Consider the following 14,225-nt stretch of genomic DNA (forward strand, 5'->3'; position numbering starts at 1 on the left):
GAATCCGCTGTCTTGAGCAATACTCTGCCTCGCAGTAATCCAAGGGTTGGAGCACTGCACCGTTGCTATTCATTTGCCTTCACGGGCCGCGATCAGCGTTGGCTGCTCACGACTGAGGGCGAGATACCACAAGGACGTCGCACTCATGAAATCGTCATTGCTCAACGAACACGGCCTGCCGGCACAGATCTGGAACAGCGCGCCGCAACTCGACAATATTCCCGTCATCAACACCCACAGTCTGGTACCCGCCGGCGCCCGCGCCGTGGTCATCGCCCCGCATCCGGGCGATGAAGTGGTCACTTGCGGCGGTCTGCTGCAATTGCTCTCCAGCCTTGGCCATCCCCTGCAATTGCTCTCGATTACCGACGGTAGCGCCAGCCACCCCGGCTCGCGGCAGTGGTCGGAACAACGTCTGAGCGTATTCCGTCCGCAGGAAAGCGTCGAAGCCCTGCGCCGCCTCGGCCTGCCCATGCACAGCCTGAAGTGGGTGCGCGGCGGCTTTACCGACAACGCACTGAGTGATCAACAAAGCCAGCTCACCGAGTTCATCGGCCGTTACCTGCGACCGGGCGACGTAGTGTTCAGTACCTGGCGCAAGGATGGCCCGCCGGATCATGAAGTGGTTGGCCGCGCCAGTTTCGACGCGGCGCAGAAGGCCGGGGCGACCTATCACGATGTGCCGGTGTGGGCTTGGCACTGGCCGGAGCGCGAGCAGCAAATGATTCCCTGGGAACGCGCGCGCAAGCTGCGTCTCGACACCTGGACAGTCGCGCGCAAGAGCCACGCCACCCACGCCTATGCCAGCCAGCTCAAGGGCGAACCGGCCATCGGCATCGCCCCGCTGCTGCCACCGGTGCTGCTGGAGCGGATGCGCCTGCCGTATGAAATCGTCTTCTTCTGAACGGCGGAAGCTCAACATACCTGTGGGAGCGAGCCTGCTCGCGAAAGCGGTGTGTCATGTGTCAGATGTATTGAATGTGATGAAGTCTTCGCGAGCAGGCTCGCTCCCACAATAGCCCAGCAGTGAATCATCGGAAGGAACTGCCACCCCCTCAAACCAGTCGCATGAACAGGCATGGCCCAATTCAGAGGAGTGAACGTGTCCAGCGATCCCAAGCGTCAAGTGGTCGACGCGCCAGTCATTCATCGCCTGCGGGTACTCACGGTCAACACCCACAAGGGCTTCACCGCGCTGAATCGGCGGTTCGTTCTACCGGAGCTGCGCGAAGCGATGCGCAGTACCTCGGCCGATCTGGTGTTTCTGCAGGAAGTGGTGGGTGAGCACGAACGCCATTCCAGTCGCTACAACGACTGGCCGCAGACGTCGCAGTACGAATTCCTCGCCGACAGCATGTGGAGCGATTTTGCCTACGGGCGCAACGCCGTTTACCCCGACGGCCACCACGGCAACGCGCTGCTGTCGAAATACCCGATCCGCGAATACCGCAACCTCGACGTGTCGATCACCGGGCCTGAACGGCGCGGGCTGTTGCACTGCATCCTTGATGTGCCCGGGCATGCCGAGGTGCATGCAATCTGTGTGCATTTGAGCCTGCTGGAAAGTCATCGGCAATTGCAGTTGCAGCTGCTTTGTCAGTTGCTTGAATCACTGCCGGACGATGCGCCGGTGATCATTGCAGGGGATTTCAATGACTGGCAGTTACAAGGCAACGCAGCCCTCGCCCGTCGCGATTATCTGCATGAAGCCTTTGAGCGCCATCATGGGCGCCCGGCGAAAACCTATCCCGCGCGGTTTCCCTTGCTGAGGCTTGACCGGATTTATCTGCGCAATGCCAGCAGCCATGACCCACGCATTCTTGGCAACAAGCCGTGGACGCATCTTTCCGATCACTTGCCGTTAGCAGTTGAAGTACACCTGTAGCTGCGTTTTTGACAGCAATTAAATGACATGCCTTCCCGGCAACTACCGCTAGGAAGGACCTTTCGTCGGCGGCAAAAAACCGTCAGCCGCCTGCTTCGCAAGCGTTTTTCCATGCAAACAAACACTTAGTTATGTGCAGAAAAACAAACGCTTGCGAAGGCCGATTTAAGTGCACCATTCATCGTGCATTTTCTTGACGCGCAGGCGTCACTCTTCTTATCTCTACCTTACTACCCCCGGAATCACTACTGGGGCTGACCTTCCGGCACTCGCGAAATCGAGCAGCCGCGGTTCGCCCCGCTCTATTCGGTCGCCCCTCGTTCGGGGTAGGAGAGACGCCAAACACGAGATGACGCATGCGCTTGCAAGGTAGACCTCCATGAAAACTTCACTGACCCCAAACGAACTGAAAATCACCCTTTGCACAGTGTCAGGTTCGCTGTTGCTGTGCTCGTCCATGGAGGCGCATGCGGGATCTGCGGCGGATGAGCCCGCGTGGTACCGCGCCGACGTACCGGTGCTGACCTTGCCGGTGACGGTGATAACACCCGGACCGCTGCCATTGAGTCAGCAGAGTTCGCGCCTGATCACTGAGGATCTCGCGCCCTCCGCATGGGATGAGCTGTACGGCAGGAGCGCTCGGCAAGCACAGACCGACGCACTTTCTTCCGGTTATGCGATGGCCGCTGGCGAGTTCAAAGGTCCGGCCGTGGTCACGTTGAAAAGCGCTAACGGGACCACTCAGACCCTTGGTCTTATAGGTGGCGACAATCAGGTCCAGCTGAATGCCGATGGTGCGCTGACCCGCCGTGCCCTCGCCGACCGCAACACTGACAGCCTCAACCTGCAAGGCCAGAGCCTCGGCGCCTATTACAGTCTGGTGGGTGCGCAAGGCTGGCACGTCGACCTGTCGGCCAGCGGCGGTCGAGTCAGCGGTTTCAGTCGCACTGCGCAAGGTAATCGGCAAGCCACCGAAGGCAATGCGATGACCTTTTCCGTCGAAGGCGGTTACCCGATCGGCTTGAGTGAAAACTGGGTGGTCGAGCCGCAGGCACAACTGATCAACCAGCGCATCAGTCTCGACGCTCCGTACGCCGGCTCGGGCAATGCCTCTTCCACCGACCTGACCGCGTGGAGTGGCCGCGTCGGTGCGCGGTTGAAAGGCAGTTATGACTTGAACGGGTTGCCTGTCGAACCCTACGTGCGCACCAACCTTTGGCACACCGTTTACACCGGCAGCACGGTGACGCTCGATCAGGTCGACAAGATCAGCAGCAGCCGCAAGTCTTCAACAGTGGAATTGGGTTTGGGACTGGTGGCGCGGGTCACACCGGCGGTAAGCCTGTACATGAGCGCCGATTACAGCAGCGATGTGGATGACAATGACCTGAACGGCATTATCGGCAGCCTCGGCGTGCGGATGCGCTGGTGATCTGCTGAACGCTGAAGAACCTTGTGGGAGCGAGCCTGCTCGCGAAGCGGTGCCACCTTCAACATCATTGTTGACTGACATGGCGCCTTCGCGAGCAGGCTCGCTCCCACAGCTGCTAGCCCTGCGGCTTGAGAATCAACACCGCCAACGGCGGAAGATTCAGTTCCAGCGACAATGATTGACCATGACTCGGTACTTCATCGGTCAATGCCCCGCCACCATTGCCATAGTTGGAGCCGGCGTAAATGTCGGCGTCACTGTTGAACAGCTCGGTCCAGCGCCCGGCAAACGGCACGCCGACCCGATACGACTGGCGCGGTACCGGTGTGAAGTTGGCAACCACCAGCACTGGCGAGCCGTCCTTGCTCCAGCGTAGCCATGCGTAAACGCTGTTGATCGCATCATCGCCAATCAACCACTGGAAGCCTTGCGGCGCGTCGTCCTGATCGTGCAGCGCCGGCTCTTCGCGATACAGCCGATTGAGATCGCCCACCAGTTTCTGCACGCCTTTGTGCTCGGAATACTGCAGCAGGTACCAGTCCAGCTGCTGATCGTGGTTCCACTCGCGCCACTGGCCAAACTCGCAGCCCATGAACAGCAATTTCTTGCCCGGGTGCGTCCACATGAAGCTCAGATAAGCGCGCAGGTTGGCGAACTTCTGCCAGCGGTCCCCGGGCATCTTGTCGATCAGCGAGTGCTTGCCGTGCACCACTTCGTCGTGGGAAATCGGCAGGATGAAACGCTCGGACCAGGCGTAGACCAGACCAAAGCTCAACTCGTTGTGGTGATGGGCGCGGTACACCGGGTCCTGCTGGATGTAGTGCAGCGAATCGTGCATCCAGCCCATGTTCCATTTGTAGGAAAAGCCCAGGCCGCCCTGCTGGGTGCTCTGGCTGACGCCCGGCCATGCGGTGGATTCTTCGGCAATCACCAGCGCACCCGGCGCTTCCAGTTCAACCACGTCGTTCAAATGACGCAGGAAGTCGATGGCCTCCAGGTTCTCGCGACCACCGTGACGATTCGGTACCCACTCGCCCGCTTTACGCGAATAGTCGCGATACAGCATCGACGCCACCGCATCGACACGCAGGCCGTCGATATGGAAGTGTTTCAGCCAATGCAGCGCCGAAGCCAGCATGTAGCCGTGCACTTCAGTGCGACCGAGGTTGTAGATCAGCGTGTCCCAATCCTGATGGAAGCCTTCCAGCGGATTGCCGTATTCGTACAGCGCGGTGCCGTCGAACTGCGCCAGACCATGGGTATCGGTGGGGAAATGCGCCGGTACCCAGTCGAGGATCACGCCAATGTCGGCCTGATGGCAGGCGTTGACGAACGCGGCGAACTGATCCGGGGTGCCGTAACGCGCACTCGGCGCGAACTGCGAAAGCAATTGATAGCCCCACGAACCACCGAACGGGTGCTCCATGATCGGCATCAATTCGATGTGGGTGAATCCCAGCTCTTTCACATAAGGAATCAGCCGCTCGGCCAGCTCCGGCCAGGTGTACTGACGCGCGACCTCGCCGAGATCATCCAGCTCGCACTGCCAGGAACCGGCGTGCAACTCGTAGATCGACAGAGGTTTGGAGCGCTGCTGGCGATCCTGACGGGAATTCATCCAGTCGTGATCCTGCCAGTCGATCTGCAGGGGCGAGGCAACTTTCGAGGCGGTGTCCGGTGGCAGGCTGGTGGCCAGCGCCATCGGGTCGGCCTTGAGCGGCAAAATGCCGTGGGCACCAAGAATTTCGTACTTGTACAACTCCCCCGCTTGCAAACGCGGAATGAACAACTCCCAGACGCCCGAAGGATGGCGCAGGCGCATCGGGTGACGACGACCGTCCCAGACGTTGAAATCGCCGACCACCGAGACACGGCGGGCATTCGGCGCCCACACGGCAAAGCGCACGCCGTCAACGCCATCAACGGTTTTCAGCTGTGCACCGAGGCAAGCGCTGAGGTCACGGTGATTGCCTTCGGCGAACAGATACAAATCCATTTCGCCGAGCAACTGACCGAAGCTGTACGGATCTTCGGCGACCTGTTCGCCACCGGCCCAGCGCGTGCGCAACAGGTACGGTCGCGCCTGATCGAAATGGCCGACAAACAACCCCGGCGTCTCGGTCATCTCCAGCGGGCCAAGCTCTTCGCCGCTGTCCTTGTCCAGCACCGCCACACTCAGCGCACCGGGCAGATAAGCGCGGATGAATTGCCCGCCGGCGCCATCGCCGTGCGGGCCGAGTATGGAAAACGGGTCCTGATGTTCGGCGCGTACCAAGGCATCAATGTCGCGTGCCGAGGGTAACAATGCTTCCTTTACCACACCCTGTTCCTTGTTCGAGAAACTCATGACTACTCTCCACCAAGATCGGAAAAGGGTTTAAGCCCTGTCAATAATCCATACAAGCCGTGCAATGGCACGGGCAGCCACGTTGGGCGGTTTTCCGCCTCGTATGCCACTTCATAAGCGGCTTTTTCCAGGCCGAACAACGCCAGCGCGGCGTCGGCACCTTCAGGATCCTGCCAGGCATGCTCAAGACTAGCTGCTGCCTCGCGGTATGCCTGGACAAATGCCTCGCGTGCTTCGCGCAGATAACGCTCGGCGACCCGTTTGCGCGCCGCTTCGGCTTCGACGCTGTTGTCGACGTTGTGTACATTGATGGTCATCGCCGCTGCGTAATCGAACGAACGCAGTACGCCGCTGACATCCTTGTACGGGCTGTGCTTGCCGCGACGCTCGCTCAACGGCCGCGCCGGTTCGCCCTCGAAGTCAATCAAGTAGGCATCGCCCTTGATCACCAGCACCTGACCCAAATGCAAGTCGCCATGCACCCGGATGCGCAAGCCGCCAGTGGCTTTCTTCGCCAGATCCTGCACATGGGCAAGAATGGTTTTTTTCTCGTCGAGCAGACGCTTGACCAGTTTCTGGTCCGCCGCGTTCAACTCGCCTTGATGCTGCTTGAGCAGTTTCAAGGCATATTCGACCTGGGCGGTGACATCCTTGGCCGTCGCGGCCATGTCCTTGCTCGACGACACTTGCGGCGCAAAGTCGGCGTTGTCGGTTGGCGCAGCGAGCACCTGATGCATCTCGCCCAGACGCTGGCCGAGCATGCCGGCGAAGTCCTTCAGCTCGCCGAGCGCGTTGTAATGCTGCTCCTGCTCGGACATGGCGTCGGCCAGTTCATCGCGCAGCGCCCGTTCGAGGTTGTTCTGCGTCCATTCCCATGCATCGCCCTGATTGCTCAGATAACCCTGGGCGATCATCAGGAGATTGTCTTCACCCTGCGCGTCGCGGCGAATCACCGAACCCAGCAGTGGCGAGATATTGGCAAACCCGGCCTCGGTCAGGTAAGCGCTCATCTCCAGTTCCGGGTGTACGCCAGAAGCCACTTTGCGTATCAGCTTAAGCACCAGACTGTTGCCGACAACCACGGAGCTGTTCGATTGCTCGGCCGACAGGTAGCGCACATCCGACTCGGCGCCGAGGCCGAGTTTTTCCAGATGATCTGTCTGTTCGAAGCGGATTTCGCCTTCGATCGACTCCAGGACGGTGTTGTTCTGCATGCCTTGCAGAACGGCGCGGACGAAGGTTTCCAGACTGAATGCATCGGTAATCAAGCCGACCTGACGCACACGGCGTACACGCGATAGCGCCAATTGCTGCGGCAACGGCGGGCCGACATGGTCTTCGCCAATGAAGCCGAACGGCAGTTGATAACGGTTGGTCTGGCCACCGCTGATGACTTCGATTTCGCTGAGCAGCACCGGATGCTGGGCATCGCCGAAGCGCACGCCATAAGCCAGATTGACCTTCTCGATCGCCGCGTCCTTGCCGGCGAACCAGCGACGGTTCTGCAGCCAGCTCGGCAGAATGCTTTGCTCCAGCGTCGTACGCGACGGCGCTTCGAGCAGCTCTTCCATGCGTTTTTTCAGTACCAGCGTGGTGAAGTCCGGCAGGCTCTGCGCCGGTTCGACGTGCCAGCTCGGCATCTGGTTTTCTGCCGCCAGTGCAAACCAATAGAAACCGTACGGCGCCAGGGTCAGAAGGAAATTTAACTGACCGATCGGCGGGAACGCGTTACCGCCGAGCATTTCCACCGGCACCATGCCGACATACGCCGACAGGTCCAGCTCGACCGCTTGCGCACTGCGCGAGACGTTGGCCACGCACAGAATGATTTCGTGCTTGCCGTCGGCATCGGTGTATTCGCGGGTGTAAGCCAGCACGCGACGGTTGGCCGGCGAGAGCATTTTCAACGTGCCACGGCCGAAGGCTTTCGATTGCTTGCGCACGGCCAGCAGACGGCGCGTCCAGTTCAACAGCGAATGCGGATCGCCGGACTGGGTTTCGACGTTGACCGACTGATAGCCATACTGCGGATCCATGATCGGCGGCAGTACCAGACTGGCCGGATCGGCGCGGGAGAAACCGCCGTTGCGGTCGATCGACCACTGCATCGGCGTACGCACGCCGTCGCGGTCGCCGAGGTAGATATTGTCGCCCATGCCGATTTCGTCGCCGTAATACAGGGTCGGCGTGCCGGGCATCGACAGCAGCAGGCTGTTGAGCAGTTCGATGCGGCGACGGTCGCGCTCCATCAACGGTGCGAGACGACGGCGAATACCGAGGTTGATCCGCGCGCGACGGTCAGCCGCGTAGTAGTTCCACAGGTAATCGCGCTCGCGGTCGGTGACCATTTCCAGGGTCAGCTCATCGTGGTTGCGCAGAAAAATTGCCCACTGGCAATTCGCCGGAATTTCCGGGGTCTGCCTGAGAATATCGGTAATCGGGAAGCGGTCTTCCTGCGCCAGCGCCATGTACATGCGCGGCATCAGCGGGAAGTGGAAGGCCATGTGGCATTCGTCGCCATTGACGCCAGCGGCATCGGTGTCACCGAAATACAGCTGAGTGTCTTCCGGCCACTGATTGGCCTCGGCCAGCAGCATGCGGTCGGGGTAGTTGGCGTCGATCTCGGCACGGATCTGCTTGAGGACGTCGTGGGTCTCGGGCAGGTTTTCGTTGTTGGTGCCGTCGCGCTCGATCAGGTACGGAATCGCGTCGAGACGCAGGCCGTCGATGCCCATGTCCAGCCAGTAGCGCATCACCGACAACACGGCTTTCATCACTTGCGGGTTATCGAAGTTCAGATCCGGCTGGTGCGAGTAGAAGCGGTGCCAGAAGTACTGACCGGCGACCGGGTCCCAGGTCCAGTTGGACTTCTCGGTGTCGAGGAAGATGATCCGCGTGCCGTCGTATTTCTGGTCGTCATCGGACCAGACGTAGAAATCCCGCGCCGCCGAACCCGGCTTGGCTTTACGCGCACGCTGGAACCACGGGTGCTGGTCGGAGGTGTGGTTGATGACCAGCTCGGTGATCACCCTCAGACCGCGCTTGTGCGCTTCGGCAATGAAGCGCTTGGCGTCGGCCATGGTCCCGTAGTCGCTGTGCACGCCACGGTATTCGGCGATGTCGTAACCGTCGTCGCGACGTGGCGAGGGATAGAACGGCAGCAGCCAGATGGTGTTGACGCCGAGGTCGGCAATGTAATCGAGTTTGGCGATAAGCCCGGGAAAGTCGCCGATCCCGTCATTGTTGGAGTCGAAAAACGATTTGACGTGAACCTGATAGATCACCGCGTCCTTGTACCAGAGCGGGTCTTTGATGAAGGCGGCTGCCTTGGGTTTCTTCGCCATGTGGAACTCCTGTTGAATACTTTATGGGCGTCCCACGACGATCGTTCCCACGCTCTGCGTGGGAATGCCGCCATGGACGCTCTGCGTCCGCTTTGGGACGCGGAGCGTCCCGGGATGCATTCCCACGCAGAGCGTAGGAACGATCATTACGTGGCGCTGATCCGCCAAATCCCGAACGGCTGATACGCCGGGTCAATGCGCATGAACTGATATTTGCCGTGCCAGTCCCAGCGATGGCCGTTCATCAAATCTTCGCCATGGGTGGTGGCATCATCCGGCAGGCCCATTTCCCAAAGCGGCAGTTCGAAATTCGCTTCCTGCACGTTATGCGGATCGAGGCTGACCGCGACCAGAATGAAATTGCTGCCATCGGCGCTGCGCTTGCCGAAGTACAGAATGTTGTCGTTCCAGGCGTTGTAGATTTTCAGCCCCAGATGCGTGTGCAGCGCCGGATTCTGCCGACGGATGCGGTTGAGCTGAGCGATTTCGGCAATGATGTTGCCGGGTGCAGTGAAATCACGGACGCGGATCTCGTATTTCTCCGAATCCAGGTATTCCTCTTTGCCCGGCACCGGCGCCGATTCGCACAATTCGAAACCGGAATACATGCCCCACAACCCCGAGCCCATAGTCGCCAGCGCCGCGCGAATGAGGAAACCGGGACGCCCCGACTCATGCAAAAACGCCGGGTTGATGTCCGGGGTATTGACGAAGAAATTCGGCCGGTAGCATTCGCGCCACGGCGACTGATTGAGTTCGGTGAAATATTCCGCCAGCTCGGCCTTGGTATTGCGCCAGGTGAAATAGGTGTAGCTCTGCGAATACCCGACCTTGCCCAGACGCGCCATCATCGCCGGCGTGGTGAAGGCCTCGGCGAGGAAGATCACTTCCGGATACAGGGTGCGCACATCGGCGATCAGCCATTGCCAGAACGGCAGCGGTTTGGTGTGCGGGTTGTCGACGCGGAAGATTTTCACGCCTTCCTTGACCCAGCCGACGACGATGTCGCGCAACTCGACCCACAGGCTCGGAATCGCATCCGGCGCATAGAAGTCGACGTTGACGATGTCCTGATACTTTTTAGGCGGGTTTTCGGCGTATTTGATCGTGCCGTCCGGGCGCCAGTTGAACCAGCCCGGATGCTCCTTGAGCCACGGGTGATCCTGGGAACACTGGATGGCGAAATCGAGAGCGATTTCCAGGCCATGGTCGGCGGCGGCAGCCACCAGGCGGCGGAAATCTTCACGGGTGCCGAGTTGCGAGTGAATCGCTTCGTGGCCACCCTCCTCGCTGCCGATCGCGTACGGGCTGCCGGGATCGTCCGGGCCAGCGGTCAGGGAATTGTTGCGGCCCTTGCGGTGGGCGCGGCCGATCGGGTGAATCGGCGTGAAGTACAACACGTCGAACCCCATGTCCTGAATCATCGGCAGACGCGAGTGCACATCGTTGAAAGTGCCGTGACGCTGGGGATCGTCGGTGATCGAGCGTGGAAACAGCTCATACCAACTGGCGAACTCGGCCAGTTCGCGCTCGACGTCCATGGGGAATTCGTCGCTGATGCTCAGATAGGCACGGTGATCGGCCTGAGCCATCAGCTCTGCACTGCGCGAGTGCAGAAACAGCGCAACCTGCTCGGTTTCGAGCAGGCCGGACAATTCATGATGCAGCGCGGCGAGCTGCTCGCTGAGCTGGCCTTCGCTGCGTTCGGCGGCCTGTTGCACCATCGTGCGGCCTTCCTGCAGCTCCAGAGAAACCGGCACCGCCGCGCTGTGCTTCTTTTCCAGTTCGTACTGGAAGCTGGCGAAATGGTCGATCCACGCTTCGATGCAATACAGGTAGCGGCCCTGCTCCTCAGGGCGGAACTGACCTTGCCAGGTGTTGTTGCCCTGATCGGACATGACCTCGGTCTGCCAGGTTTCCTGGCCTTCCTCGCGCCAGCGGATACGCACGGCGAGCTTGTCATGGCCGTCGGCAAACACTTTGCTGGTCACCACCACTTCGCGCCCGGCAATCGATTTGGCGGCGAACTGGCCGCCGTCGAGGGTCGGCATGGTGTTTTCGATGACGATACGTGGCAGCAGCAACGCCTGCGACAGCGGCATGTGCGGGTTGTAACTCAGCTCTGAAGGTCTTTCAGCAGTCATTGAGCATCTCTCCTTAACGCCCCAAGGACGCTCTTGTGCCGGAACAGTATTCGCGACAAAGCGCCGGCCCTGTCATGAACTCACTTAGGTTCCGAGCAACCGGCGCGGGGAAAAGTTCAGATGAAATTAACAAGACAAACCTGCGGATCGAATTTGTCGTGGCCGGGTCAACTCACTTAAGCACGTCCCACGCCATGTGCCATACGGAGGTCACCTGATGAGCATCCCGATCCCGGCGGAAACGCCCGATCCGAACATCGACAAACCCACCCTGCCGGACACCGAACCGCCACCGGTGCCCGAGCAAGAGCCGCCAGGCACCACGCCACCACCGAAAGAAGAGCCACCGAGCACGATGCCGCCGGTGGTCGTCTGACCCCTAACCCCTGATCGTTCCCATGCTCCGCGTGGGAATGCAGCCCGGGACGCTCTGCGTCCCATCCAGAGCCGAACGCGGAACGTCCGTTGAGGCATTCCCACGCAGAGCGTGGGAACGATCGGGCAACGATCATCAGCCGGCGGGGAGTCAGAGGTGGTCGTTCTTGTCGACATCCTTTTCGAACACTCTCACCACGTACGGCATCACGCTGAAGATCGCCAGTGCCAGAATGGTACTGAGCAATGCCGTCGCTTCCTTGCCCAGCCCCGCCGCCACGCCGATCGCTGCCGTCATCCATAAACCCGCCGCCGTGGTCAGGCCCTTGACATGGGCTTCGTCGCCCTGCTGATTTTTCAGTATGGTGCCGGCGCCGAGAAAGCCGATCCCGGCAATCACGCCCTGCAAGACCCGACTCATCGCATCGGATTCTGCGCCCGAGGTCTGCGGCACCAATACGAACAGCGCAGCACCCAGCGCCACCAGCATGTGCGTGCGCACGCCGGCTGCCTTGCCTTTATGCTCGCGCTCGAAACCGAGTATCCCGCCGAGAATCGCCGCCATCACCAGACGTACGGTGATCCGGGTCATTTGCGAGGCATCACCGATATCGGCGAACTCGGCTTGCATCGTGGCCCACACTTCATCCCACCAGTCTTCCATCGTGCCTCCCTTGTTATTGGCTTGATAAGCGATGGACAACAGCGACCATTAATCGGTTGCGCAGAACGATCGGCGCGCTGCGCTTCCTAATATGCAGACCTCACTGGAACAAGGACTGCCGCCATGCCCGTTCGAATCGATGAATCCAACCCCGAGCAGAAAGTGTGTTTTTTTACCGTCGAGCATGGTGAGGAAATTCGCATCTGCGACACCCTCGAAGTCCTGACCGATAGCGACAAAGCCATGTCGTTCGTGGAAATCGAAGGCAAACGCACCTACATCACCGAAGCAGAAGCCGATGCCTTGACCGTCGCCGGGGCCAAGGATGGGCGCAAACATCTGAAGGCCGATGACAGTGATTCGGTGGTTTGATTGACCTCGATCAACATCCGCCGCAGACGCCTGCACCAGGCGTTTGCGCCGCGCCTGGCAGGTTGCTTCAAGTTGTCGCAGGCACTGCGCCAAACCTCATCTGATCCGCTTTTTATTGCCAAACCTGAGTCTGTTCTGCAAACAGATCGGCGCTCATAGTGCATCGGCCTGATGGAGGCTGATGAGCGAACGAACATGAGCGAGCAAATCCCCGTCCGAACCGTAGAAGCATCGCCAACGATAAAAAGCGTACCCGCGCGCCCACTGAAGGCGACTGCCGGCTCCACCGACAAGCAGATCCACACTCGCAGTTTCACCGGCCTGTTCCGCAACCTGCGTATGAGCGGTGCCGGACTTCTGTTTGTGCTGTTCTTCGGCACCGTGTGGCTGAACTGGGGCGGTCGGCAGGCCGTACTTTGGGATCTGGCGGAAAGCAAATTCCACATCTTTGGCGCGACGTTCTGGCCGCAGGATTTCATTCTGCTCTCGGCCCTGCTGATCATTGCTGCGTTCGGACTCTTCGCCATCACCGTGTTTGCCGGTCGCGTCTGGTGCGGTTACACCTGCCCGCAGAGTTCGTGGACGTGGATCTTCATGTGGTGCGAGAAGATCACCGAAGGCGAGCGCAACCAGCGCATCAAACTGCAAGCGGCGCCATGGAGCCTGAACAAACTGGCGCGGCGTGCCGCCAAACACACGTTGTGGCTGGCAATTAGCGTGATGACCGGCCTGACCTTCGTCGGCTATTTCACCCCGATCCGGCCGCTGGCCGAAGAGCTGCTGACCCTGCAGATCGGTGGCGTCAGTCTGTTCTGGGTGCTGTTCTTCGCCGCCGCCACCTACATCAACGCCGGTTGGCTGCGTGAGGCGGTGTGCATGCACATGTGCCCGTATGCGCGGTTCCAGAGTGTGATGTTCGACAAGGACACGCTGACCATTGCCTACGACGCCGCACGCGGCGAAAACCGGGGTCCGCGCAGGCGTGACGTGCGCCCGGTCGAAGCCGGCCTGGGTGATTGCATCGACTGCCAGTTGTGCGTGCAGGTCTGCCCGACCGGCATCGACATCCGCGATGGCTTGCAAATGGAATGCATCGGCTGCGCAGCATGCATCGACGCCTGCGATTCGATCATGGACAAAATGCATTACCCGCGCGGCCTGATCCGCTACAGTTCCGAGCGCGAATTGCAGGGCGGCAAGACTCATCTGCTGCGTCCGCGTTTGATTGGCTATACAGCGGTGCTGTTGCTGATGATTGGAGCGTTAGCATTGGCATTGATCGAGCGGCCGATGGTGTCGCTGGACGTGACCAAGGATCGCGGGTTGTTCCGTGAGAACGCTCAGGGGCAGATCGAGAATATTTATTCGCTGAAAGTGATCAACAAGACTCAGCAACGGCAGGATTACCGCTTGAGTCTGGTTGATGGCGACGGGTTTGAGTTGCAGGGCAAAACGGCATTGAGCCTGGCGCCCGGGGAGATTGTCGATGTGCCGGTGTCGGTGGCGATGACCACCGAGCGCCCGGCGAGCAGTTCGCAGACATTGAGTTTCAGGATTGAAGACAGTGACGAGCCGCAGGTATACAGCGTGGCGAAGAGCCGGTTTGTGGCGCCGATGAATCGTTGATTGCCCTTAGACTGCGGTGCTTTCATTCGCGAGCAG

10 protein-coding genes are annotated in these 14,225 nt (G+C 60.1%); 6 read left to right on the forward strand and 4 right to left on the reverse strand.

Annotated features, from left to right (window positions below):
• Positions 1-145 precede the first annotated feature (145 nt).
• From KVG85_RS07540 to KVG85_RS07550, 3 genes are all read left to right on the forward strand, one after another.
• Positions 146-904, forward strand: coding sequence for a PIG-L deacetylase family protein (locus tag KVG85_RS07540; RefSeq protein WP_016774638.1), 759 nt, complete (start codon positions 146-148; stop codon positions 902-904).
• A gap of 198 nt (positions 905-1,102) precedes the next feature.
• Positions 1,103-1,885 (forward strand): endonuclease/exonuclease/phosphatase family protein, encoded by a 783-nt coding sequence (locus KVG85_RS07545; RefSeq protein WP_056786852.1) that lies wholly within the window; start codon positions 1,103-1,105, stop codon positions 1,883-1,885.
• Positions 1,886-2,264: 379 nt separating this feature from the next.
• Entirely contained in the window at positions 2,265-3,317 is a 1,053-nt protein-coding gene (locus KVG85_RS07550) for an autotransporter outer membrane beta-barrel domain-containing protein (RefSeq protein ID WP_217863452.1), read from the forward strand.
• 115 nt (positions 3,318-3,432) lie between these two features.
• Here the strand turns inward: KVG85_RS07550 and glgB are convergent, their stop codons facing one another.
• The 3 genes from glgB to KVG85_RS07565 all read right to left on the reverse strand — a co-directional run bounded on the left by glgB (position 3,433) and on the right by KVG85_RS07565 (position 11,152).
• Entirely contained in the window at positions 3,433-5,664 is a 2,232-nt protein-coding gene (gene glgB, locus KVG85_RS07555; protein ID WP_206420328.1) for a 1,4-alpha-glucan branching protein GlgB, read from the reverse strand.
• Between the two features lie 2 nt (positions 5,665-5,666).
• The gene (gene treS, locus KVG85_RS07560) at positions 5,667-9,008 is read right to left on the reverse strand and encodes a maltose alpha-D-glucosyltransferase (RefSeq protein ID WP_217863453.1); all 3,342 of its coding nucleotides are present in this window, start codon (positions 9,006-9,008) and stop codon (positions 5,667-5,669) included.
• A gap of 146 nt (positions 9,009-9,154) precedes the next feature.
• The gene (locus KVG85_RS07565; protein ID WP_217863454.1) at positions 9,155-11,152 is read right to left on the reverse strand and encodes an alpha-1,4-glucan--maltose-1-phosphate maltosyltransferase; all 1,998 of its coding nucleotides are present in this window, start codon (positions 11,150-11,152) and stop codon (positions 9,155-9,157) included.
• Positions 11,153-11,369: 217 nt separating this feature from the next.
• On the opposite strand from KVG85_RS07565, the gene KVG85_RS07570 reads away from it, so the two are divergent.
• Positions 11,370-11,528, forward strand: coding sequence for a hypothetical protein (locus KVG85_RS07570; RefSeq protein ID WP_217863455.1), 159 nt, complete (start codon positions 11,370-11,372; stop codon positions 11,526-11,528).
• Positions 11,529-11,678: 150 nt separating this feature from the next.
• Here the strand turns inward: KVG85_RS07570 and KVG85_RS07575 are convergent, their stop codons facing one another.
• Positions 11,679-12,191 (reverse strand): MgtC/SapB family protein, encoded by a 513-nt coding sequence (locus KVG85_RS07575; protein ID WP_016774631.1) that lies wholly within the window; start codon positions 12,189-12,191, stop codon positions 11,679-11,681.
• A 123-nt stretch (positions 12,192-12,314) separates the two neighbouring features.
• Between KVG85_RS07575 and KVG85_RS07580 the strand changes: the two genes are divergently transcribed.
• Positions 12,315-12,563: a DUF3203 family protein gene (locus KVG85_RS07580; RefSeq protein ID WP_016774630.1), complete on the forward strand. Its 249-nt coding sequence runs from the start codon at positions 12,315-12,317 to the stop codon at positions 12,561-12,563.
• A 195-nt stretch (positions 12,564-12,758) separates the two neighbouring features.
• Positions 12,759-14,189: a cytochrome c oxidase accessory protein CcoG gene (ccoG, locus tag KVG85_RS07585; protein ID WP_217863456.1), complete on the forward strand. Its 1,431-nt coding sequence runs from the start codon at positions 12,759-12,761 to the stop codon at positions 14,187-14,189.
• Positions 14,190-14,225: the final 36 nt, after the last annotated feature.

This window comes from Pseudomonas triticicola, from assembly GCF_019145375.1.
Taxonomy (GTDB): Bacteria; Pseudomonadota; Gammaproteobacteria; order Pseudomonadales; family Pseudomonadaceae; genus Aquipseudomonas; species Aquipseudomonas triticicola.

Coding starts and splice junctions, on each gene's coding strand:
- ccoG (WP_217863456.1), top strand. CDS start 12,759: ATGAGCGAGCAAATCCCCGTCCGAACCGTAGAAGCATCGCCAACGATA.
- KVG85_RS07575 (WP_016774631.1), bottom strand. CDS start 12,191: ATGGAAGACTGGTGGGATGAAGTGTGGGCCACGATGCAAGCCGAGTTC.
- treS (WP_217863453.1), bottom strand. CDS start 9,008: ATGGCGAAGAAACCCAAGGCAGCCGCCTTCATCAAAGACCCGCTCTGG.
- KVG85_RS07580 (WP_016774630.1), top strand. CDS start 12,315: ATGCCCGTTCGAATCGATGAATCCAACCCCGAGCAGAAAGTGTGTTTT.
- KVG85_RS07570 (WP_217863455.1), top strand. CDS start 11,370: ATGAGCATCCCGATCCCGGCGGAAACGCCCGATCCGAACATCGACAAA.
- KVG85_RS07565 (WP_217863454.1), bottom strand. CDS start 11,152: ATGACTGCTGAAAGACCTTCAGAGCTGAGTTACAACCCGCACATGCCG.
- glgB (WP_206420328.1), bottom strand. CDS start 5,664: ATGAGTTTCTCGAACAAGGAACAGGGTGTGGTAAAGGAAGCATTGTTA.
- KVG85_RS07550 (WP_217863452.1), top strand. CDS start 2,265: ATGAAAACTTCACTGACCCCAAACGAACTGAAAATCACCCTTTGCACA.
- KVG85_RS07540 (WP_016774638.1), top strand. CDS start 146: ATGAAATCGTCATTGCTCAACGAACACGGCCTGCCGGCACAGATCTGG.